Annotated in this window: 22 protein-coding genes and 1 other RNA gene; 13 read left to right on the top strand and 10 right to left on the bottom strand. The window is 61.8% G+C overall.

Annotated features, from left to right (window positions below; all coding sequences use genetic code 11):
* The first annotated feature begins 30 nt into the window (after positions 1 to 30).
* On the top strand, positions 31 to 834 hold the full coding sequence (locus FHW37_RS16320; protein WP_145638278.1) for a molybdopterin-synthase adenylyltransferase MoeB: 804 nt from the start codon (positions 31 to 33) through the stop codon (positions 832 to 834).
* A complete protein-coding gene (locus tag FHW37_RS16315) occupies positions 831 to 1307 on the top strand; it encodes a GNAT family N-acetyltransferase (protein WP_145638276.1) in 477 nt (158 codons plus the stop codon). The genes FHW37_RS16320 and FHW37_RS16315 overlap by 4 nt, the downstream gene beginning before the upstream one ends.
* Here the strand turns inward: FHW37_RS16315 and FHW37_RS16310 are convergent, their stop codons facing one another.
* The gene (locus FHW37_RS16310) at positions 1308 to 2312 is read right to left on the bottom strand and encodes a 2-hydroxyacid dehydrogenase (protein WP_145638275.1); all 1005 of its coding nucleotides are present in this window, start codon (positions 2310 to 2312) and stop codon (positions 1308 to 1310) included. It abuts the gene before it with no gap.
* A gap of 222 nt (positions 2313 to 2534) precedes the next feature.
* Between FHW37_RS16310 and FHW37_RS16305 the strand changes: the two genes are divergently transcribed.
* Positions 2535 to 3080, top strand: coding sequence for an SH3 domain-containing protein (locus FHW37_RS16305; protein ID WP_145638274.1), 546 nt, complete (start codon positions 2535 to 2537; stop codon positions 3078 to 3080).
* Between the two features lie 24 nt (positions 3081 to 3104).
* Here the strand turns inward: FHW37_RS16305 and FHW37_RS16300 are convergent, their stop codons facing one another.
* Entirely contained in the window at positions 3105 to 4097 is a 993-nt protein-coding gene (locus FHW37_RS16300) for an adenosine kinase (RefSeq protein WP_145638272.1), read from the bottom strand.
* 374 nt (positions 4098 to 4471) lie between these two features.
* Between FHW37_RS16300 and FHW37_RS16295 the strand changes: the two genes are divergently transcribed.
* Positions 4472 to 5416, top strand: coding sequence for an AEC family transporter (locus FHW37_RS16295; RefSeq protein ID WP_145638271.1), 945 nt, complete (start codon positions 4472 to 4474; stop codon positions 5414 to 5416).
* 62 nt (positions 5417 to 5478) lie between these two features.
* On the opposite strand, the gene FHW37_RS16290 is transcribed toward FHW37_RS16295, so the two are convergent.
* Complete coding sequence (locus FHW37_RS16290; RefSeq protein WP_145638269.1) at positions 5479 to 6054, bottom strand: c-type cytochrome; 576 nt, start codon at positions 6052 to 6054, stop codon at positions 5479 to 5481.
* Positions 6055 to 6214: 160 nt separating this feature from the next.
* Between FHW37_RS16290 and FHW37_RS16285 the strand changes: the two genes are divergently transcribed.
* Together FHW37_RS16285 and FHW37_RS16280 are read left to right on the top strand one after the other, a co-directional pair.
* Positions 6215 to 6970 (top strand): 3-deoxy-manno-octulosonate cytidylyltransferase, encoded by a 756-nt coding sequence (locus FHW37_RS16285; RefSeq protein ID WP_145638267.1) that lies wholly within the window; start codon positions 6215 to 6217, stop codon positions 6968 to 6970.
* A gap of 12 nt (positions 6971 to 6982) precedes the next feature.
* Positions 6983 to 7846, top strand: a complete 864-nt coding sequence (locus FHW37_RS16280; RefSeq protein WP_145638266.1) for a prephenate dehydratase — start codon at positions 6983 to 6985, stop codon at positions 7844 to 7846.
* 658 nt (positions 7847 to 8504) lie between these two features.
* Here FHW37_RS16280 and FHW37_RS16270 read toward each other — a convergent pair.
* The 5 genes from FHW37_RS16270 to FHW37_RS16245 all read right to left on the bottom strand — a co-directional run bounded on the left by FHW37_RS16270 (position 8505) and on the right by FHW37_RS16245 (position 11918).
* Entirely contained in the window at positions 8505 to 8903 is a 399-nt protein-coding gene (locus tag FHW37_RS16270) for an endonuclease domain-containing protein (protein ID WP_145638265.1), read from the bottom strand.
* 235 nt (positions 8904 to 9138) lie between these two features.
* Positions 9139 to 9507 carry a VOC family protein gene (locus FHW37_RS16265; RefSeq protein WP_145638263.1) on the bottom strand — a complete coding sequence of 123 codons (369 nt, stop codon included), beginning with the start codon at positions 9505 to 9507 and terminating at the stop codon, positions 9139 to 9141.
* 81 nt (positions 9508 to 9588) lie between these two features.
* Positions 9589 to 10284, bottom strand: coding sequence for a helix-turn-helix transcriptional regulator (locus tag FHW37_RS16260; protein ID WP_145638261.1), 696 nt, complete (start codon positions 10282 to 10284; stop codon positions 9589 to 9591).
* Between the two features lie 267 nt (positions 10285 to 10551).
* Entirely contained in the window at positions 10552 to 11508 is a 957-nt protein-coding gene (nudC, locus tag FHW37_RS16250) for an NAD(+) diphosphatase (RefSeq protein ID WP_145638260.1), read from the bottom strand.
* Positions 11505 to 11918 carry an HIT family protein gene (locus FHW37_RS16245; RefSeq protein WP_145638259.1) on the bottom strand — a complete coding sequence of 138 codons (414 nt, stop codon included), beginning with the start codon at positions 11916 to 11918 and terminating at the stop codon, positions 11505 to 11507. Before FHW37_RS16245 ends, nudC begins: the two co-directional genes overlap by 4 nt.
* Positions 11919 to 12004: 86 nt before the next feature.
* Between FHW37_RS16245 and ffs the strand changes: the two genes are divergently transcribed.
* The 4 genes from ffs to FHW37_RS16225 all read left to right on the top strand — a co-directional run bounded on the left by ffs (position 12005) and on the right by FHW37_RS16225 (position 15245).
* Positions 12005 to 12101: signal recognition particle sRNA small type (ffs, locus tag FHW37_RS16240), an RNA gene on the top strand.
* 75 nt (positions 12102 to 12176) lie between these two features.
* A complete protein-coding gene (locus FHW37_RS16235; RefSeq protein WP_145638258.1) occupies positions 12177 to 14060 on the top strand; it encodes a DNA polymerase III subunit gamma/tau in 1884 nt (627 codons plus the stop codon).
* Positions 14061 to 14086: 26 nt separating this feature from the next.
* On the top strand, positions 14087 to 14410 hold the full coding sequence (locus FHW37_RS16230; protein ID WP_145638256.1) for a YbaB/EbfC family nucleoid-associated protein: 324 nt from the start codon (positions 14087 to 14089) through the stop codon (positions 14408 to 14410).
* A 223-nt stretch (positions 14411 to 14633) separates the two neighbouring features.
* A complete protein-coding gene (locus tag FHW37_RS16225; protein WP_145638255.1) occupies positions 14634 to 15245 on the top strand; it encodes a LysE family translocator in 612 nt (203 codons plus the stop codon).
* A 9-nt stretch (positions 15246 to 15254) separates the two neighbouring features.
* Here FHW37_RS16225 and FHW37_RS16220 read toward each other — a convergent pair whose 3' ends face one another.
* Positions 15255 to 15881, bottom strand: a complete 627-nt coding sequence (locus tag FHW37_RS16220; RefSeq protein WP_145638253.1) for an MOSC domain-containing protein — start codon at positions 15879 to 15881, stop codon at positions 15255 to 15257.
* A gap of 55 nt (positions 15882 to 15936) precedes the next feature.
* Between FHW37_RS16220 and recR the strand changes: the two genes are divergently transcribed.
* Entirely contained in the window at positions 15937 to 16542 is a 606-nt protein-coding gene (recR, locus tag FHW37_RS16215; RefSeq protein ID WP_145638252.1) for a recombination mediator RecR, read from the top strand.
* A 183-nt stretch (positions 16543 to 16725) separates the two neighbouring features.
* Positions 16726 to 17970 (top strand): lytic murein transglycosylase, encoded by a 1245-nt coding sequence (locus FHW37_RS16210; RefSeq protein WP_246690800.1) that lies wholly within the window; start codon positions 16726 to 16728, stop codon positions 17968 to 17970.
* A gap of 204 nt (positions 17971 to 18174) precedes the next feature.
* Here FHW37_RS16210 and FHW37_RS16205 read toward each other — a convergent pair whose 3' ends face one another.
* Complete coding sequence (locus FHW37_RS16205; protein WP_145638249.1) at positions 18175 to 19806, bottom strand: MFS transporter; 1632 nt, start codon at positions 19804 to 19806, stop codon at positions 18175 to 18177.
* Positions 19807 to 20097: 291 nt separating this feature from the next.
* Here FHW37_RS16205 and rimP point away from each other — a divergent pair, with 291 nt between their 5' ends.
* Positions 20098 to 20688 carry a ribosome maturation factor RimP gene (rimP, locus tag FHW37_RS16200; protein WP_145638247.1) on the top strand — a complete coding sequence of 197 codons (591 nt, stop codon included), beginning with the start codon at positions 20098 to 20100 and terminating at the stop codon, positions 20686 to 20688.
* Positions 20689 to 20735: the final 47 nt, after the last annotated feature.

The following is a 20735-nucleotide window of genomic DNA, read 5'->3' as shown; positions in this document are numbered from 1 at the left end:
CGCGATTGATCCCGGTGCTAGGGTTGCGGCATGCCAGACCAGACAGATCCCCTCGCCCAGCAGGCCCCTCTCATGCCCGACGAGATCGAGCGTTACCGCCGCCATATCCTTCTGCCGGAGATCGGCGGTAGCGGGCAGCAGAAGCTGAAGAATGCCCGTGTGCTAGTGATCGGTGCCGGCGGGCTTGGTGCGCCGGTGCTCGAATATCTGGCCGCGGCCGGAATCGGCACGATCGGCATCGTCGATGACGACCGGGTCTCGCTGTCCAACCTGCAGCGGCAGGTGATCCACGATACCGGTACGATCGGCGAGCTGAAGACCAAGAGTGCACGGGAAAAGATCGCGCGGCTCAACCCCAACGTCCGCGTGGTGGATTTCGAGCAGCGGTTCGGCGCAGACTGGATGACTTCGGGTCACCTTGGCCGTTTCGATCTTCTGGTCGACGGCTCCGACAATTTCGACACCCGTTATGCCGCAGCGGACGCTGCCGAGCGGGCGAAAATTCCACTGGTGACCGGGGCTGTCGGACGTTTCGATGGCTCCGTGACGGTGCTGAAACCCTATGAGACGAATGCGGATGGCATTCTCAACCCGTCCTATCGCGACCTTTTTCCCGAAAAGCCGCCGGAAGGGCTGATTCCGGCCTGCGCCGAGACCGGTGTGATCGGGGCGCTGACCGGCGTGGTCGGGACGCTGATGGCGATGGAGGCGATCAAGGTGATCACCGGGATCGGCGAACCGCTGGTCGGCCGACTGATGCTCTATGACGCGCTTGCTGCCCGTTTCGATATCATCAAATACAAGCGCAAAGCGCCGAAGGCTGCTGCCGAATGATCGAGATCCGGCCCATCGACGCAAGCTTCCAGCGCTGGGATGCGCTGCTGGCGCTGATCCTCTCCTCCTTTGCCTATATGGACGACATCATCGACCCGCCCTCTTCCGCGCATCGGCTGACACTGGCTTCGCTCGCCCAGAAAGCGCATGATGAAATCGCCTATGTCGCAACCGACGAGACGGGAAAGCTGGTCGGCTGCGTGTTCTGCAAGCCGGAGGCGGCGACGCTTTATGTCGGCAAGCTGGCGATCTCGCCTGACCATCAGGGCAAGGGGATCGGCCGGCTGCTGCTTGCGAAAGCCGAGGAGGTTGCCGCGAATGCCGGGCTCCGCGCACTCCGGCTGGAAACGCGGATCGAGCTTGTCGCCAACCACAACACCTTCGCCCGCTGGGGTTTCGTCAAAACGGCCGAAAACCGCCATGCAGGCTTCGACCGCACGACCTCGATCGAGATGCAGAAACAACTCTCCTGATCAGTTGCGGCCAGGCAGAACCCGGTTCGGCGGCCGGTGGCCGTCGAAGAAGGTGCGGATGTTGATGATCACCTTGTCGCCCATATCGATGCGGCCTTCGATCGTTGCCGAGCCCATATGGGGTAGGAGCACGACACGCCCCTGATTGGCGAGCTTGATCAGCTTCGGATTGATAGCCGGCTCATTCTGATAGACATCGAGACCGGCGCCGGCGATCCTGTTGTCGCGCAGCAGCTGGATCATGGCCGCTTCGTCGATGATATCGCCGCGGGCGGTGTTGACGATGATCGAGGTCGGCTGCAGCAGCGCCAAGCGGCGGGCCGAGATCAGATGGAAAGTGGCGGGCGTCGAGGGGCAGTTGATCGAGACGATATCGACCCGCGCCAGCATCTGGTCGAGACTGTCCCAATAGGTCGCTTCCAGCTCTTCCTCGGTCGCCGGGTTGACGCGCTTGCGATTGTGATAATGGATCGACAGGCCAAAGGCCTTGGCGCGGCGGGCGACGGCCGTGCCAATGCGGCCCATGCCGACGATACCGATCCGCTTGCCCCAGATCCGCCGGCCAAGCATCCAAGTCGGGCTCCAGCCGCCCCAGTCTCCCGGCTTTTCGGTCAAAATCTGCGCGCCTTCGGTCAGGCGGCGGTTGACGGCGAGGATCAGCGCCAGCGTCATGTCGGCCGTGTCTTCGGTCAGCACGTTCGGCGTATTGGTGACAGTGATGCCGCGTTTTGCTGCCGCATCGACATCGATATGGTCGGTGCCGTTGGAAAAACTGGCGATCAGCTTCATCTGCGGCCCGGCCTCGGCCAGCAGCGCCTCGTCGATCCGGTCGGTTACGGTCGGCACCAGCACGTCGACGGTCTTCATCGCAGCGGCCAGCTCGTCGCGGCTGCGCGGCGTGTCGTCGATATTGAGCTCGGCATCGAAGAGTTCGCGCATGCGCGTTTCGACGGCATCGGGCAGCTTGCGGGTGATATAGACCCGCGGTCTTTTCTTGGACGTCATGCGTTCAGATCCACTGTAGCGCGCTTCGGGTTATCGCTTTTCCGCATGCCCCGATCCACAGCCGATACCGGTTTTCGGGAAGCATGCTTTAGAGGTCCTTAACCAAGTCGCGCGATAGTCATTCTATCCAGGGCGTTTTCTACCAGACCCACGGGCGAAGACAAACAAAACCTCGCGACCGTCGGGACACGCCTTCAGGAGTTCAGCCGGAACCCTCGACCCATGCGTATCGCCATTCTCGCCTCCCTCGCCGCTTTTTCCTTCAGCGTTCTTGCAGGCCTGTCCGTCATTCCCGATGCTGCCCATGCACAGGGTGCGGCCAAGGGCGCAAGCGGCCTGCCGCTGCCGCGTTTCGTCAGCCTCAAGTCGAAAAAGGTGAATATCCGCATCGGCCCGAGCACCGACTATGCGGTGTCGTGGATGTATATGAAGGCGGGCACGCCGATGGAGATCATCCAGGAATATGACACCTGGCGGCGGGTGCGCGATGCCGACGGCACCGAGGGCTGGGTGAACCAGGCGCTGCTTTCCGGCGAGCGCACGGCCGTGGCCGCTCCGTGGATGCGCGGCAAGGGCAAGGACATCTATGTCAACATGCGCCGCGAGCCGCAGGCGACCGGCAGCCTCGTTGCCAAGCTCGAGCCCGGCGTGATGATCAAGATCGACGAATGCAATGGCGACTGGTGCCATGCCAAGGCGGATGGCGCCGATGGCTGGATCTCTCAAGGCGAGATCTGGGGCGCCTATCCGGGCGAGGCCTTCAAGTAAGGCCCCACCCTTTTTCAATCGGTATTAGAGAAGACCGGCTTCGACAGCCGCGTCCTTCAGCGAGCCCATCGGCCGCGGGCCGAGCTGCTGGATGACGACGCCGGCCGCCAGGCAACCGAGCTTGCCGCAATCTTCCAGCGAACGGTCATTGGTGTAACCGAAGAGGAAACCGGCGGCGAAAAGATCGCCGGCGCCGGTCGTATCGACCAGTTCGGCAATCGGAGTTGCCGGGATGCTGACGCGTTCCGTGCCACGCACGATAACGGCGCCTTCTTCGCTCAACGTCACCGCCGCCAGCTTGCAATCCTGCGACAGCTTGGAGAGCGCCAGTTCGAAATCTTCGGTTTCGTAGAGAGACAGGGCTTCCTGACGGTTGGCGAAAACGATGTCGACCGTGCCGGAGCGCATCAGGTCCAGAAATTCATCGCGATAACGGCCGACGCAGAACGGGTCGGACAGGGTCATGGACATTTCGCGGCCATTCGCATGGGCGATACGGGCAGCTTCGCGGATCGCGTCCTTGGCGCGCGGCGGATCCCAGAGGTAACCTTCGAAATAGGTGACCTTGGCTTCGGCGACGACGTCTTCCTCGACATGTTCCGGACCGAGCTCGACGCAGGCGCCAAGATAGGTGTTCATCGAACGCTCGCCATCCGGCGTCACGAAAATCATCGAGCGGGCGGTCGGCGGGTTAACGCCTTCCGGCTTGGTCTGGTAATGCACGCCCTGAGCGCGGATATCGTGCTGGAAAATGCCGCCGAGCTGGTCTTCGGCAACCTTGCCGAAATAGGCCGCCTTGCCGCCGAAACCGGCAATGCCGGCCGCCGTGTTGCCGGCCGAACCGCCGGATGCTTCGACCGCAGGGCCCATCTTCGAATAAAGAAGCTCGGCGCGCTCCGCATCGATCAGGTTCATCGCACCCTTGATGATCGCGTTGTCGGAGAGAAACTGATCGTCGCAGCGGGCGAGAATGTCCACGATGGCATTGCCGATGGCAAGCACGTCAAATTTGGGCATGCGGTCCTGGTCCTTTGATTGGCTTTGCCGAAAGCCGTATTCGGCTTTGCCGGGGATTGGAAGAAAAAATTGCGCAGTGCAGCGGATCGCGAAAAAGCCTTGGCCCCGTCATGCCGCCGTCACGATAGGCTGCTAGATATTGCCTCGATCGATTGAGGGCGACCACGGATGAACTGGCGCCCGACGATCGATTTCCCGGCACGACCGGGTGGGAAAGCGGGGAAATTGCCCCGCTTTTTTGTTGCGCGCTTTTGCCGCCGACAATTTTGCCCCGGATCCGGGACTTATGCGTGATCCGCATTTGTCGTGACTGGCGATATGCTCTAGACGCAGATGATATCTTTTCGATCCGTCCTGCCCGAGAGCTTTGATCCGTGTCTTCCGTTTTTGCCAATGTCCTGCCGGTCTTCATTCTTATCCTGATCGGCTGGCTGGTGGCGCGGATCGGTTTCATGAAGGCCGAGACCGGCGACGCGCTCGGCGAGTTCGTCTTCAAGATCGCCGTCCCCGTGCTGATCTTCCATACGCTGGCAGATGCCAATTTTGCCGGCGTCTCCCCCTTCGGGCTCTGGACTTCCTATTTCCTCGGCGTCGCCGTGACCTGGACGGTTGGCCACCTGATTGCCACGCGGGTTTTCGGGCGTGACGCCAAGGTGGGCGTAATCGCCGGCATGTCGGGCTCCTTCGCCAACAACATCTTCATCGGCCTGCCGCTCGTCGCGCATATGGTTGGCAGGGAAGGGCTGGTGGCGCTCTCCATCCTGCTCGCCATCCATCTGCCGATCATGATGATCGTCGGCACGGTTCTGATGGAAGGCGCGACGGCGCGGGTGGACGGCACGCAGAAGCGCGGCATGGGCGCAGTGCTGCGGCAAGTCGGGCAGAACCTTGCCCGCAACCCGCTGGTGAGCGCGCTGGCGCTCGGCATCATCTTCAACGTCTCGGGCCTCAGCATGCCATCGGCTGTGCGGCCGGTGATCGACCAGATCGCCGCCTCGGCCGGTCCGGCGGCGCTGATCTCGATCGGCATGGCGCTGACCCGTTATCCGATTCGTGGCGATGTGGGGCTGGCGACCGGCGTTGCCGCGATGAAACTGCTCCTGCTGCCGGCCGTCGTCTACCTGACGAGCCATCTGATCGGCCTGCCGAACGACTGGTCCGCGGCGCTGGTTCTGACGTCTTCGGTGCCGACCGGCATCAATGCCTGGCTGATCGCCCAGCGCTTCCGCTCCGGCCAGAGCCTAGCGGCCTCATCGATCAGCATCACCACCGCCGTTGGCGTCATTTCCGTCGGCTTCTGGGGCTGGCTGCTCTCCTGACACGACGAAACGCCCGGCAAATCAATGCCGGGCGCTGGATCGAGATCCGCTTATCCGCAAGATTAGTTGGTGGCAGGCGCCGGCGCGTTCGGATCCGGCAGCGGCACCGGCGTATCGGCAAGCGTTGCCAGATAGGCGATCAGGTTGGCGCGTTCCTCATCCTTCTTCAGCCCGGCAAAGCCCATGGCCGTGCCCTTGACCGCCGTCTTCGGCGCAAGCAGGAAGTGATCGAGGTGATCGAAGGTCCAGTGTTCGGCGCCACCCTTGGAAAAATCCTTCATGGCAGCCGAATAACCGAAACCTTCATGCGAGGCGATCGGACGGTTCACGACACCAAAGAGGTTAGGCCCAACCTTGTTGGGTCCACCCTTGGTGCCGTCATGACAGGCCTGACACTTCTTGAAGACCGTCTCGCCGGCCTTGGCATCGGCCTTGGCCAAAAGCTGCGCGATCGGCACAGCCGGTGCCGCCGCTTCTCCACCCGCACCTTCTGCCGGCGTCTCGGCAGCGGCAATCGCAAAGCCCGGTTTTTCGGGCGCGCCGGAGTGGAAAATTCCCTCCGAGGCGATCGATACCGACATCATCACGAACACCGTGGCGAGCAGAGCGCCCACCGCCATGTTGACATATGGGTTCATCCGCAAATGCTCCTTCCCAACCCGTCCACCCCATCCTCCAGAACGGACACCTTGAAATTGCGGAAAAGCTATGTCTTTTGCGTAAGTGTTGCAACACGAATAACGCCGCGCCGCTTGAGACGTTTTGACACTGGCGGTTGCGGAACATGAAGGATCTTCGATGGAAAATTCGGCTTTCGACCGGACGCTGGTGCTGATCCCGGCGCGTATGGCTTCGACACGCCTGCCGGGCAAGCCGCTGGCCGATATTGCCGGCCTGCCGATGATCGTGCAGGTGGCGAAGCGGGCCGAGGAAGCAAAGGCCGGCCGAATCATCGTTGCGGTCGACCATCAGGATATTTTCGACGCGGTGAAATCGGCCGGTTTCGATGTCGTGATGACCAATCCCGATCATCAGTCCGGCTCCGACCGCATTTTCGAGGCCGTGCAGAAGGCCGATCCGCAGGGAAAAGCGGAATTCATCATCAACGTTCAGGGTGACCTGCCGACGATCGAGCCGGAGGCGGTGCGCGCCGCAATCCGCCCGCTCGAAAACCCGTCGACGGATATCGCCACGCTGACGGTCGAGATCACCGACGAACACGAAAAGACCAATCCGAACGTCGTCAAGATCGTCGGCTCGCCGCTGTCGGAAACGCGGCTGAAGGCGCTTTATTTTACGCGCGCCACCGCTCCCTACGGCAATGGGCCGCTCTATCACCACATCGGGCTTTACGCCTATCGCCGTGCGGCGCTTGCAAAATTCGTCTCCCTCGGCCCGTCGGTGCTGGAAAAGCGCGAATCGCTTGAACAGCTGCGCGCGCTCGAGGCCGGCATGCGGATTGATGCGGAAATCGTCCGCTCGGTGCCGCTCGGTGTCGATACGCCGGCCGATCTCGAAAAGGCCCGCGCCATTCTTTCCTCTCGTGCTTCTTAAGGAACATCTGCGATGAACGCCCCCACCAATCGCATCGCCTTCCAGGGTGATTTCGGCGCCAATTCGGACATGGCCTGCCGCGACATGTTTCCGGACATGGAACCGCTGCCCTGCGCAACGTTCGAAGATGCCTTTCAGGCGCTGGAAAGCGGCGAGGCGGATCTGGCGATGATCCCGATCGAAAACACGATTGCCGGCCGCGTCGCCGATATCCACACACTGCTGCCGGAGTCGCGGCTGCATATCATCGGCGAATATTTCATGCCGATCCGCTTTCAGCTGATGGTGCTGCCGGGCGTCACGCACGACGAGATCCGCACCGTGCACAGCCATATCCATGCGCTCGGCCAGTGCCGCAAGATCATCCGCTCGAACGGCTGGAAGGCCGTCGTTGCCGGCGATACGGCGGGTGCTGCTAAAATGGTGGCCGAAAAGGGCGACCGGACGATGGCAGCGCTTGCGCCGCGCCTTGCCGCCGACCTCTACAAGCTCGAAATCCTGGCCGAAAACGTCGAGGACACGGAAAACAACGTCACCCGTTTCGTCGTTCTTTCCCGCGACGAAAAATGGGTCCAGCGCAACAATCCGGACGACGTGATCGTCACCACATTCGTGTTCAACGTCCGCAACATTCCGGCTGCGCTTTACAAGGCGATGGGCGGGTTTGCGACCAACGGCATCAACATGACGAAGCTCGAAAGCTACCAGCTCGGCGGAAAATTCGTGGCGACGCAGTTTTATGCCGATATCGAAGGCCATCCGGACGACGCACCGGTGCGCCGGGCGCTGGAAGAACTGCGTTTCTTCTCGGAAAAGGTTCGCATCCTCGGCAGCTACAAGGGCCACCCGATGCGCGGGGCGCTGCAGAAGAGCTGACACAGCAGGCATACTCCTCCCTTGGCGATCCCGGTTTTCAAGATTTCGGCCGGGACACGTCGGGTGCCTCGAATTGAAATTTTATATGTGACACGCGACGTGCCCCGTTCGGTGTTTTTTCCGCGCAACTCCGGTCCGTCTGCGGCGATCCAAGCCCCGGTTGGGATGTCAGCCCCGACCGGAACCAGCTATCGCATGTGTGCGACACACGCACGTCCCTCCTTGTTCAGGCGAGAGGCAGACCATTTTCTGCGCGGCCTCCGATCTTACGCCTGCATCACAGCGCTCGACCGGATCACCGGTCCCACCTCGCCGGCGATGCGTGCCGGTGTAGCCGAAGCGGGACAGGAGTGATTTTAGGAGTGGTGGGAATGAGGTGGAGGTGAAATCGTTCAAAGCATTGGTTTTGCTCGATCCGGTGCTCTGAACTTCCCCATATTTGCGCACCTCTGTGTGTGCGTCGGCCCCTCACCCTAACCCTCTCCCCGCTTGCGGGGAGAGGGGACCTGCCCCGCGCTAAGTGGTGGGTAGGTCATTGTCGCGCTTTAAATGCGGAGCGAGCGGGCGCGGCATACCCTTCTCCCCGCATGCGGGGAGAAGGTGGCGGCAGCCGGATGAGGGGCAGTTGGGCCAGAGCAAACCCAAACACTCAAGAATTTCACTTGCTGGCGGGCACAAACCGGAAATCATAAGCATTGACGGCTTCGGTCAAACGGCCATCCAGAATGGCAACTATTGTTTCCAGAACCGCGTCCGTCTCAAGCAGAACATCAAAATTTCGGAACCGTGCGACCGACCAGCCGTGCTCGGACATGAATTGATCACGCCGCATGTCATGGCCGCTATCGGCATGCTGACTGCCATCCAACTCGACCACCAGAAAAGCTTCGCGACATGCGAAATCCGCAAAATACAAACCGATCGGGAATTGTCGCACGAACTTGAAGCCGTTCATCCGCCGATTGCGCAATTCGCTCCAAAGCTTCGCTTCGGCATCGTTATCTGCCTGTCGGAGCTGGCGCGCCCTTGAAGTCGATTGGGTTTTGGGTCCGCGCATCGATTATCTCCAAAAGAGCGCGCAATCTAAGTAGCAAAACCAGCGCCAAATGCAATCAGTGGTATTGTTTGCGTAACTTGCAATTTCCAGGGACACGCCCGCAGCCGAAACTCCACAAGCGTCGCCCCTCACCCTACCCCTCTCCCCGCTTGCGGGGAGAGGGGACCTGCCCTGATCGTGCCTTTACGAGGAAGAATCGCCTGAGCTCTTTCCTCGCGATCGGTACGGTCCAAATTTACTTATCCGGCTCACAAACCCGGATCCGGTGACCGTCGGGATCAACGATCACGAAGGTCGGGCCGAAATCGAGGGTGGTCAGTTCCTGAATGAACTGGTGACCGGCGGCCTTCCAAGTGTCGTATTGCCGGTCGACGGCGCCTTCGCCGGCGATCATGACGCCGATTTCGCCCTGGCTGCCCGTGCCGGTCGCTTCCGGCAGGACCTTGGCCTTGCCCCAGAGGCCGAGAAAAAAGCCGCCGCCCAGCGGGAAAGACGCGAAATTCGGGGCCTGAACGGCCGGCTCGCGGCCGAGCAGGTCACGGTAGAAGGAAACGCTTCTCGCCATTTCCTCGACGTAAAGCAGGATGAGGTTCGGATTGATCATGTCAGTACTCCCTGATTGGGCTCCATAAGTGGAACTGTCGGGCGATTAGACCGGCATGATGTCAGATTCTGGCAGCAGTGTTCACAGAGGCGCCGCGATGCCCTGGGTGGCGCGCCATTCCTTGAGCAGCACCTGCCGGCTACGCGGATAACGGTCTTCCGTCACGGTCAGCGTGACGAGGCGGTCGGTGCGGAAATGCCGGAAATCCTGGCGCATCTCGCACCATGCGGCGACGATCCGCACATTCTCGAAAAAGCCCAGTGCAAAGGGCCAGACGATGCGGTCGGTCACCGCGCCCCGCTCGTCTTCATAGGAAAGTTCGATCCGGCGCTCGGTGCGGATCGCCTGGCGGATCAGGCCGAGATCGGCCTTGTCCTGATGGCCGCGCCGGGCGGCGACGAGCAGGGTCGATTCGTCGACCTCCTGTTTCAGTTCCGGCGGCAGGACGGCGGCGATCTTGGCAAGCGCATCGACGGCACCGGCGGCAAGCCGCGGATCGGCGGTCTGCGCCACCCAGCGGGAGCCGAGCACCAGCGCTTCGATCTCCTCCTCGGAAAACATCATCGGTGGCAGCATGAAGCCCGGCCGCAGCACGTAACCGACACCCGCCTCGCCTTCGATACCAGCGCCCTGTGCCTGCAGGCTGGCGATATCGCGATAGAGCGTGCGCAGGCTGACGCCGGTTTCAGACGCGAGTGTCGCGCCGCTGACGGGATGGCGGTAGCGCCTCAGCACCTGGATGAGGGCGAGGAGGCGCTCGGAGCGGGGGACGGTCATGTGTGGCCCCTCCTGTGCAGGGTCATTGCATTTTGGCTTGTAGCATCACGGGCTGAGACCTTTGGGGCCTCATCCCTGTGCTTGTCACAGGGATCCAGCCGACGCGCGTCTGCGCGGCGAAAAGAGTCCTTTCAGCCCACGGACGTAGGCTGGCTGGATTCCTGTGACAAGCACAGGAATGAGGTGAGTTTGGCACTGCCTCGGCGACCTAATCCTCCGGGGTCGCTCAGTAGCCTATCGAATTGAGTCGGCGCCTCTGCCCCTCCGTCACTTCCAATCTAGCCAATCCCGCATCAGCCGATTGGCGATCGCCCCGCGCGCCGGTCCGTAGGGTTTTACATCCGGGCCGGCGTCGAGCATGACTTCCACGTCGGCGCGCGAAAACCAGCGGACGTCGGACATTTCCTGCGGGTCGATAGTGATCTCGGTCGATTTTGCCTCGCCGAAACAGCCGATCATCAGCGAATGCGGCATCGGCCAGGGCTGCGAGGCGTGGTAGCGGACGCGGCCGACCTCGATTGCCGACTCTTCCACCGTTTCACGGCGCACGGCATCCTCGATCGTTTCGCCCGGTTCGACGAAACCGGCGAGACAGGAATACATGCCCTCCTGAAAATGATGGCTGCGGCCAAGCAGGCAGCGGTCATTCTCGACATCGATCACCATCATGATCACGACCGGATCGGTGCGCGGGAACATCATGTGCTGACAGGCGGTGCAGACGCGCTTGTAGCCACCGATCTTCATTTCGGTCGGCGCACCACATTTGCCGCAAAAACGGTTGGCGGCATTCCAGTTCAGGAGCGCGACCGCCTGGGCGACTTCGCCCTGCAGTTCCGCATCGAGCAGCGCATCGCGAAACAGGGCGCGCGCCTCGGTCGGCTTGAAATGGCTGGCAAGCGTCGCTTCCTCGACGCCGACGGGCACGGCGATGCGCGGCTCGCCGGTCTCGCGATAACCGAGCAGGACGGCGTTTTCGAAATCCGGCTTCAGTTCGGCGAGCTCGTAAGGGGCAAACAGCGGATCGAGGATCTGGCCATCGTGCTTGAGGATGATGCGGCTGCCGATGAAGGCGAGCAGATGCGCGTCCGCGGCGGACAGCGCCTTTTCAACGCAATCGTCCTCGCGATATTCGGCCTGACGGTCCAGCTTGTTGCCGGAAAAGGCGGTCAGCGTGCTGGGTTCGGGATGCGGCGCACCGCTTTCGAAAATATTAGCTGTCATGAAGAAATGGCTTCCACCAGTTTGTCGATGAGATCCTGACGGGATTTTTGGTCTTGATAAGGCACGGACTGGCCAAAACCCCAGATCGGGCCGGGCCAGGCGGGATCGCCCTCGAAACGGGCGATGACATGGATATGCAGCTGGCGAACGATATTACCGAGCGCGCCGATATTGACCTTGGTGCAGCCGGTCACCTGTTTCAGCGCAGCGCCGACCATATTGGTTTCGAAGGTGAGAAGCGCCTGATCGAGCGGCGTCAGCTCAAAAATTTCGGTCATTGACGGGCGCTGCGGAACCAGCATCAGCCAGGGCCAGCGGCTGTCTTTCAAAAGGCGCAGCTGGCAGAGGCCGAGCACGGTGATGAGCTCGGAATCGCGCTCCAGCCTCGCGTCCAGTTCGAATCGGCTCAAGCTCTCCTCCCTTTTGTTTTTCTTTGCTGATAGTTTTTTACAGGGTTGGCTTGCATTTGGAAGCGTTATTGACGATATGAGCGGTGGGAGGTTGGTGGTGGACGAGCCACTCGCCAACCGGGTCAGGTCCGGAAGGAAGCAGCCCTAACGAGCCAGGCACGGGTCGCCGTGCCAGCCTCCCACCCTCTCATCTTGGTCAGCATCCGGTCCGGTCAAGAGATTGACTGCCGGAATGGCCCGTACAGGCTGGCAGGATTTATGAGCGACACCGGGCCAATCCCAGGAAATAACGGCGGCGCCTACCGCGTTCTGGCGCGAAAATATCGCCCCAAGGATTTTTCGGATCTGATGGTCGGCCAGGAGCCGATGGTCCGCACCTTAACCAATGCGTTCGAGACCGGCCGTATCGCCCAGGCCTATATGCTGACCGGCGTGCGCGGTGTCGGCAAGACGACGACCGCCCGCATCCTTGCCCGTGCCCTCAATTACAAGACCGCCGAGATCGACCGGCCGACGATCGACCTGCGCGAGCCCGGCGAACATTGCCAGGCGATCATGGAAGGCCGGCATGTCGACGTGATCGAGATGGACGCCGCCTCGCATACCGGTATTGACGATATCCGCGAGATCATCGAGCAGGTGCGCTACCGGCCGGCTTCGGCGCGCTACAAGGTCTATATCATCGACGAAGTGCACATGCTGTCGACGCAAGCCTTCAACGGGTTGTTGAAGACGCTCGAAGAGCCGCCGGAACATGTGAAATTCATCTTCGCGACGACGGAAATCCGCAAGGTTCCGATCACGGTCCTGTCGCGCTGCCAGCGCTTTGACTTGCGCCGCATCAGTGCCGCCGATCTCGTCGGCCTGTTCACCACCATTTTGGAAAAGGAAGGCATTCCGGCCGAACCGGAAGCGCTTGCCATGGTGGCACGTGCCGCCGAAGGCTCTGCGCGTGACGGCCTGTCGCTGCTCGACCAGGCGATTGCCCATGGCGGCGGCCAGGTGATGGCCGATACGGTGCGCGGCATGCTCGGCCTCGCCGACCGCGCCCGCATCGTCGATCTGTTCGAACATGTGGTGCGCGGCGATGTGACGGCCGCCCTTTCCGAATTTACCGCGCAATATGAGGCGGGCGCCAATCCGGTCGTGGTGCTGACGGATCTTGCCGATTTCACCCATCTGGTGACGCGGTTCAAATATATTCCCGAGGCTGCCGACGACCCGTCGCTCAGCGAAGTCGAACGGCTGCGCGGAAAAGAGTTTTCCGAAAACGTCGCGGTCAGCACGCTGTCGCGCATCTGGCAGATGCTGTTGAAAGGCATTCCGGAAGCGGAAAACTCTTCCCGCCCGGCAGGTGCGACCGAAATGGTGCTGATCCGGCTGACCCATGCCGCGCATCTGCCTTCGCCGGAAGATGCGGCGCGGCGGGTGATGGATTTCGCCAATGGTGACGCGTCTTCGGCTGGTGCGCCGAATGGCGGCGGTAATGGTGGTGGTGGAGCGCGGGCTTCCATGGTGGCTTCGGGCGGCGCAAGCGCCCGTGGCATCGAGATGGGCCAGCGGGCGCCATCCGGTGGACCGACGGCGATGTTGCGTGCCGTTCCTTCGTCTATGCCAATGGCGGATGCGGCGAAAAATCCGATCGAGAAGCCGGCAGCCCAGGCCGAGGCCCAGCCGGAACCACTGGTTCCCGTCCGCTCGATGGAAGATATTGCCGAGCTCTGCGCCAAGAACCGCGAGCCGGTTCTGCGCGCGCGGATGCGCAATTCCGTGCATCTGGTGAAGATCGAGCCGGGCCGGCTGGAGATCAATCTCGAGCCGGATGCGCCGAAGACGATCGTCAACGACCTCGCCACCAAGCTGCGCGAATGGACCGGCATTACCTGGTGGGTGACGCTCTCCAACGAACGCGGCGCGCCGACGCTGGTTCAAGTCGAGGAACAGGCCAAGGAAAGGCGGATGACCGACGCCCGCGCCGATCCCGACGTGGCGGCGATCCTTGCGCAGTTTCCGGGTGCGAAAATTACCGACGTGCGCATTCGCGTGACCGAGGAAGAGCCGGAGATCGAAGACCTGCCGGCACCGGCGACGGCCGAATCCGCCGAGGGCGACATCCTGCCCGGCGACGACATCGAATTCTAAGCGAAGAAAAAAGAGGACTGACTGATATGCGCGACATCATGGGCATGATGGGCAAGGTCAAGGAAATGCAGGCCAAGATGGAGAAGATGCAGGCGGAGATCGCCGCGCTCGAAGTCGAAGGCACGTCCGGCGGCGGGCTCGTGACCGTGAAGATGAACGGCAAGGGCGAGATGCTCGGCCTGAAGATCGATCCGTCGCTGTTCAAGGAAGACGAGGCCGAAATTCTCGAAGACCTGATCGTCGCCGCCCACAAGTCGGCCAAGGATCGCGCCGAGCAGATCACCGCCGAAAAGACCAAGGACCTGACCGCCGGCCTGCCGATCCCGCCGGGTATGAAGCTGCCGTTCTGATTTTTTCGGGGGGCAGCGGGGCAAGAGGCAAGCCCCTCATCTGGCTGCCGCCACCTTCTCCCCGCTCGCGGGGAGAAGGGATATGCCGCACTCTCCGTGCCCCACGTGGGACACGTCCCCTCTCCCCGCAAGCGGGGAGAGGGCTAGGGTGAGGGGCAATTTTTACCACGGGCGCAAATAGCGAGGATCGCGCCCTATAAAAGCATGGAACGGGGAGGTTCCGATGACGATCACATCATTGCTGGTTTTCGCAGGCGCGCTGTTCATCGCCGCCGGCACGCCGGGGCCGAGCGTTGCGGCGCTAGTGGCCCGTGTGCTGTCGAAGGGCGCGCGCAATGTCCTGCCCTTCCTGTTCGGCATGTGGGCGGGGGATGCGGTGTGGCTGACGGTGGCGGTGGCCGGCCTGTCGGCCATTGCCGAAAGCTTTTACCACGCCTTCCTCGTCATCAAATGGCTCGGCGTTCTCTATCTCCTCTACCTCGCATGGAAGATGTGGTTCGCCAATCACGCCACGACTGAAGAAGAACTGCCCGAGGCGCGTTCCAGCGGCCGGCTGTTCCTGACGGGGTTGGCGATCGCGCTCGGCAATCCGAAGATCATGATGTTCTACGTCGCGCTTCTGCCGTCGATCATCGACATTCACTCGGTTTCGGTTCTCGGCTGGTCCGAACTGGTGGCGACGCTGCTCGTCGTGCTCGCCGTCGTCGATTTCAGCTGGATGTTTCTGGCGGCGAAGGTGCGCGGTTTCCTGAAAAGCCCGCGGGCGCTCAAGGTCGCCAATCGCATTTCGGCCGGCACGATGGCGGGTGCCGCGGTGGCGATCGCTTCGCGTTAAGGCAATGACCTATCCGCGCGCGGCCTTCTTTTCGAAGGTCGGACGCCAGCGGATGCCGATCGGTGCTGCGAGAAATCGCGCGCGTTGCGCATCCGTCAGGGGCTTGCCGACAGCGGCCAGCATTTCCCATATTAAGACCCGGTCACCATCGAAAAGCTCATGACGAACGGTATCGCCGGGCGACACCATGCCCGGCCGGATCACCCGGCAATAGATGCCCGGGCGGGCAGCGCGAATACAGGCCTTGGCAAAACCGGGATCCCCCATCCTGGCCGACAGCGTGGCGCAGGGCGAGCGGGCGCAGCTCGCTTCGAGGATGAGTTCGCCGATGTGGAAGCGATCACCGACTGCGACATCACGATTGTCGAGGCCTTCGATCACGAGGTTTTCGCCGAGCATGCCGGGCGTGATGTCGCGACCGAGCTCTGTGCTCCACCAGTCCAGCGTCCGCGATCCTTCCAGCAGGATCGCCTGGTCGGGGCCACCATGGTGTTTGGCATTGCAGACCGCGTCGCCGACAAGGCCATGCGTATCGATCATGACGGCGGAATTGACCGGCGTCTTGAAAATGCCTGTCTTAAAACTTTTGCCCGGAAGCTTTTCGGGGCGGCCGAGACAGGCAGCGAGAAGTTTCATGAAGAGCAGTCCTTCGACGATTCCGTTTTACAGACATATGGGCTAGATAAAAAACATGGCAAAGCGAGTCACCGGCCCCGAAATCGAAAAACTCATCCAGCTTCTGGCAAAGGTACCCGGCCTCGGCCCCCGGTCCGCCCGCCGGGCGGCGCTGCATCTGATCAAGAAAAAAGACCAGCTGCTCGGGCCCCTCTCGCATGCGATGGGCGAGGCTTATGACAAGGTGAAAATCTGCTCGCGCTGCGGCAATGTCGATACCGTCGACCCCTGCACCGTCTGCACGGATATTCGCCGCGACCAGTCGGTGCTGATCGTCTGCGAGGATGTTTCGGACCTCTGGGCGCTGGAACGGTCGGGCGCGATGAACGCCGCCTATCACGTTCTCGGCGGCACGCTGTCGCCGCTCGACGGCGTCGGGCCGGACGATCTCAATATCCGCAGCCTGATCGACCGGGTGGGCGAAGGCGTGGTGCGCGAGATCATCATCGCCGTCAACGCGACCGTCGAAGGACAGACGACAGCACACTATATAACCGACCAGCTGGCCGGGCTGGAGGTGAAGATCACCCGACTTGCGCATGGCGTGCCGGTTGGCGGCGAGCTGGATTATCTCGACGAGGGTACGCTGACGGCAGCGCTCAGGGCACGAACGGCGATTTGATTTCGGGAGGCTGGAATGTGGAACTTTACCCCCCTCTGGCCTGCCGGCCATCTCCCCCACAAGGGGGGAGATCGAATCGTAGTAAAGCCTCGCTCACCTCAGCCGTCGAGATTTGGGCTGCGTAACCAAGCCCAGCCGATCTCCCCACCCGTGGGGGAGATGGCCGGCAGGCCAGAGGGGGGCATGCTGGCGCAAACCGCCAAAATCCTGGTGGCAACTCTCCTCACCCTCCTTCCTCTCCCCGCCCTTGCCCAAAACAAGCCTGACGTCGAAAAGCAGTTCCAGCGATGGATCGCCAGCGATCTTGGCCCACAGGCAAAAAAGGCCGGGATTTCCGAAAAGACGCTGAAGGCTGCGTTTGCCGGCGTCGAGCTCGACTGGAGCCTGCCGGATCTCGTGCCGCCGGGATCGACGCCCCCGAAGCAACAAGACCAGAGCCAAGCGGAATTTTCCTCCCCCGGCGCCTATTTTTCGGAAAAGCGGCTGCAGATGCTGGCGACGACCGGGCGCGGGCTTGCCTCCACCTATGCCTCGACACTGAAACAGATCGAGGCGGCCTATGGCGTGCCGGGCGAGATCGTGGTTGCAATCTGGGGCCGCGAATCCGGTTTCGGCAAGGCAAAGCTCTCCTATTCGGCCATCCGCGTTCTGGCGACAAAAGCCTTCATGTCGACCCGCAAGGACATGTTTCGCGACGAGTTGATCGATGCACTGAAAATGGTGCAGCGGGGCGATGTCGATCCGTCGGACATGCGCAGCTCCTGGGCCGGCGCGCTCGGCCAACCGCAATTCATGCCGTCGAGCTATCTCAAATATGCGGTCGATTTCGACAAAAACGGCCATCCGGACATCTGGAATTCGGTGCCGGACGCGCTCGCCTCCATCGCCCACTACCTGCAACAGGAAGGCTGGCAGCGCGGGCGTGACTGGGGTTTCGAGGTGAAAATCCCGGCAAAACTCTCCTGCGCGCAGGAAGGGCCGGATCTGGCCAAGCCGATCTCGGCCTGGGCTGCGACGGGGATCACCCGTGTTTCCGGCAAGCCTTTTCCGGCGGCGGATCTCAAGGCCGATGGCATGATGCTGGTTCCGGCCGGGCGCAGCGGGCCTGAATTCATCGTCACGCCAAATTTTTACGTGCTGAAGCAATATAACAATTCCGATCTCTATGCGCTGTTCATCGGCAATCTCGCCGATCGCATTGCCAATGGCGGCGGCGCTTTCCAGGCATCCTGGGGCGATGTCGGAAAAATGCTGCGCTCGGATGTACTGGCCATGCAGAAGGCGCTGGTCGCCAAGGGTTATGATGTCGGCAATGTCGATGGTCTGCCGGGTTTCAAGACACGGCGGTCGCTCGGGGACTGGCAGGCGAAGAACGGTATGGCGCCGACCTGCTATCCGGAAGAGGCATTGAAGGCGAAGTTGAAATAGGCTGAGCCTCGGGTTCGGTGGCCGGAAATTGCCCCTCATCCCCCTGCCGGGACCTTCTCCCCGTTCTGACGGGGAGAAGGTATATGCCGCAGCCTCACCACTTCCCCTCGCCCCGTTTACGGGGAGAGGGTGCGCCGAGCGTAGCGGAGGCGGGGTGAGGGGCGGCCCTCGGCGCCGATCAAAAGCGAAACGACTCCATCATCATCAATGATGCAGGTCGATATGCGGCTTGTGAAAGATGTCGTCGCTCGGCGGAATCGCCTGGCGTTCGATCATCCGGTGCACCCTTGGCATGTCTTCCGACTGGTGCAGCTTGCGGATCGCATCCCAGATCTCCGCATCGGCCTGGGTTCGGCGCTGGTTGTGGCGGACATAATCGGCCCAGGTGGCCGTGTGATAGGTCTCGGTCCATGTATCGGGATGTTCGAGATCGCGCATCAGCGCCCATTGGCGGGCACCATCACGGATACGGACCCGGCGGCGGCGGGCCATCAGGCTCAAGAACTCGGGAATGTCCTTCTCGTCGATCAGGTAATCGATCAGCAGCACGACAGGGCCGCTGCGCGGCTGCAGGTCGAGGCTGAGAAGCGGCGCGTTGAAGCGGTTGAGCGGATCGACATTGACGTCGCCGAATTGCGGCAGCGGCATGCGCCAGCCAATGACCGCGCCGAAGAGCATGGCAAGGCTTGCAATCGACAGGGCCGCGGGCGCGCCAAGCCCATCCGAAGCGAGACCCCAGATCCAGCTGCCGGCCGCAATGCCGCCAAAGGCCGCCGTCTGGTAGAAGGACAAGGCCCGGCCGACCACCCAGCGCGGCGTCGAGAGCTGCACGGTCGTGTTGAACAGCGACAGAGCGAGAACCCAGCAGGCGCCGGGAATGAAGAGAACGAGCGTCGTCACCGTGGCATTGGTGCTGATACCGATCACCGCGGCACTGGCTGCAAAGCCGGTGAAGGAACATCGGACGATGATTTCGCTCGAAAATTTTTCACGCAGTCTGGCATTGGACATAGCGCCTGCGATTGCCCCGACACCGAAGGCGCCGAGCATGATGCCATAGGTCAGCGGGCCGCCATGGACGATATCGCGGGCGACGATCGGCAGCAATGCCAGGATGGCGCTGGCGGAAAAACCGAAGATCAGCGCGCGCAGCAGGACATTGAGGATGTTCGGCGACATGGCCACATAACCAAGACCGGCCGACAGTGCGCGCAAAAGCGTTTCGCGCGGCAGGCTGTCGTCGATCCGCTGCGGCTTCCAGCGGAACAGCGCGTAGATGATGGCAAGATAACTGCAGGCATTGACGGCGAAGGCGGCCGCGGCCCCTGCAGCAGCCACGATCGCGCCGCCGAGGGCCGGGCCGAGGCTGCGGGTGATGTTGAAGCCGACACTGTTCAGCGTCACGGCCGAGGGCAGGATTTCGCGCGGGACCATGTCGCCGACCGAAGCCTGCCAGGAGGGATTGTTGAGCGCCGTGCCGCAGCCGATCAGGAAGGTGAAGCCGAGCAGCAGCCAGGGGGTCAGCAGGCCGAGATAGGCGAAGACGGTGAGCGTGATCGAGACGATCAGCATGAAAAGCTGCGCGGTCAGCATCAGGCTGCGGCGATTGTAATTGTCGGCGAGTGCGCCGGCCACCAGCGAGAAAAGCATGATCGGCAGGGCATTGGAGGCCTGGACCAGCGCGACCATATCCTGCGAACTGGCAATTGCCGTCATCATCCAGGCGGCGCCGACGGCCTGGATGAGGCCGCCGAAATTGGAGGCGATACTGGCGATCCAGATCATCCGGAAGGTCGGCACCTTGAAAGGGGCCAAGGTCGAGATCCGTTCCGGCACCGCGCATCCTCGTCTTTTATATTCGTTCCAGATTGTTATAGGCGATCGGAGATCGAATTCCAGCGACTTGGCCAGTGATCTGATGGTATTATGCCGCCCGCAGGGGTTGGAGGCCGGCAAAACACGAACCCTTGCAATCGCCGCCCCAAGCGCGTATATGCAGCCCATATTCTTGATCGTCCGATGAAGAGTGGGCCCTCCCGGACCCGCTCTTTTTTGTTAGGCGATCGCTTCAAGTCCAGCATTGGCCCCGCTCCGAGTAACCCGCGGGGATCATGAACCGGAGAGCTTATGCAGCAGATCGAAAACGAGCCGCGTCTCATCGTCGAGACCGGGCTCGAACTCAGGATCGCCGAAATCATCGAGCCTGTTCTCACCTCCATGGATTTCCGTCTCGTGCGGGTCCGGATGCTGAACCAGAACGGCGCGACGCTGCAGATCATGGCCGAACGCAACGATGGCACGATGGATGTCGACGGCTGCGAGGCGGTCTCGACGGCGATCTCACCCGTTCTTGATGTGGAAGATCCGATCGATAAAGAGTATCATCTCGAAGTGTCCTCGCCCGGCATCGACCGGCCGATGGTGCGCAAGTCGGATTTCACCCGCTGGAGCGGGCATATCGTGAAATGCGAAACCTCGATCATGGTCGACAATCGCAAGCGGTTCCGCGGCAAGATCGTCGCGGCGGATACGGAAGGCTTTACCATCGAGCGCGACCAGGTCGCCTATGGCGAAGCGCCGAGCGTAACGATCCCGTTCACGGCGCTGGCCGAGGGCAAGCTCATCCTGACCGATGACCTGATCCGCGACGCGCTGAAGGCCGACAAGCTGGCAAAGCAGCAGGCGGCCAACCAGAACGACGAGCCAGACGAAGAATAACGAGACAATGTCCTGCCTGATGGCACGACGTTTTGAAGACATCCCGA

Source organism: Neorhizobium alkalisoli, assembly GCF_007829835.1.
In the GTDB taxonomy this organism is placed as follows: Bacteria; Pseudomonadota; Alphaproteobacteria; order Rhizobiales; family Rhizobiaceae; genus Neorhizobium.
This window is presented reverse-complemented; position numbering and strand designations above follow the sequence as displayed.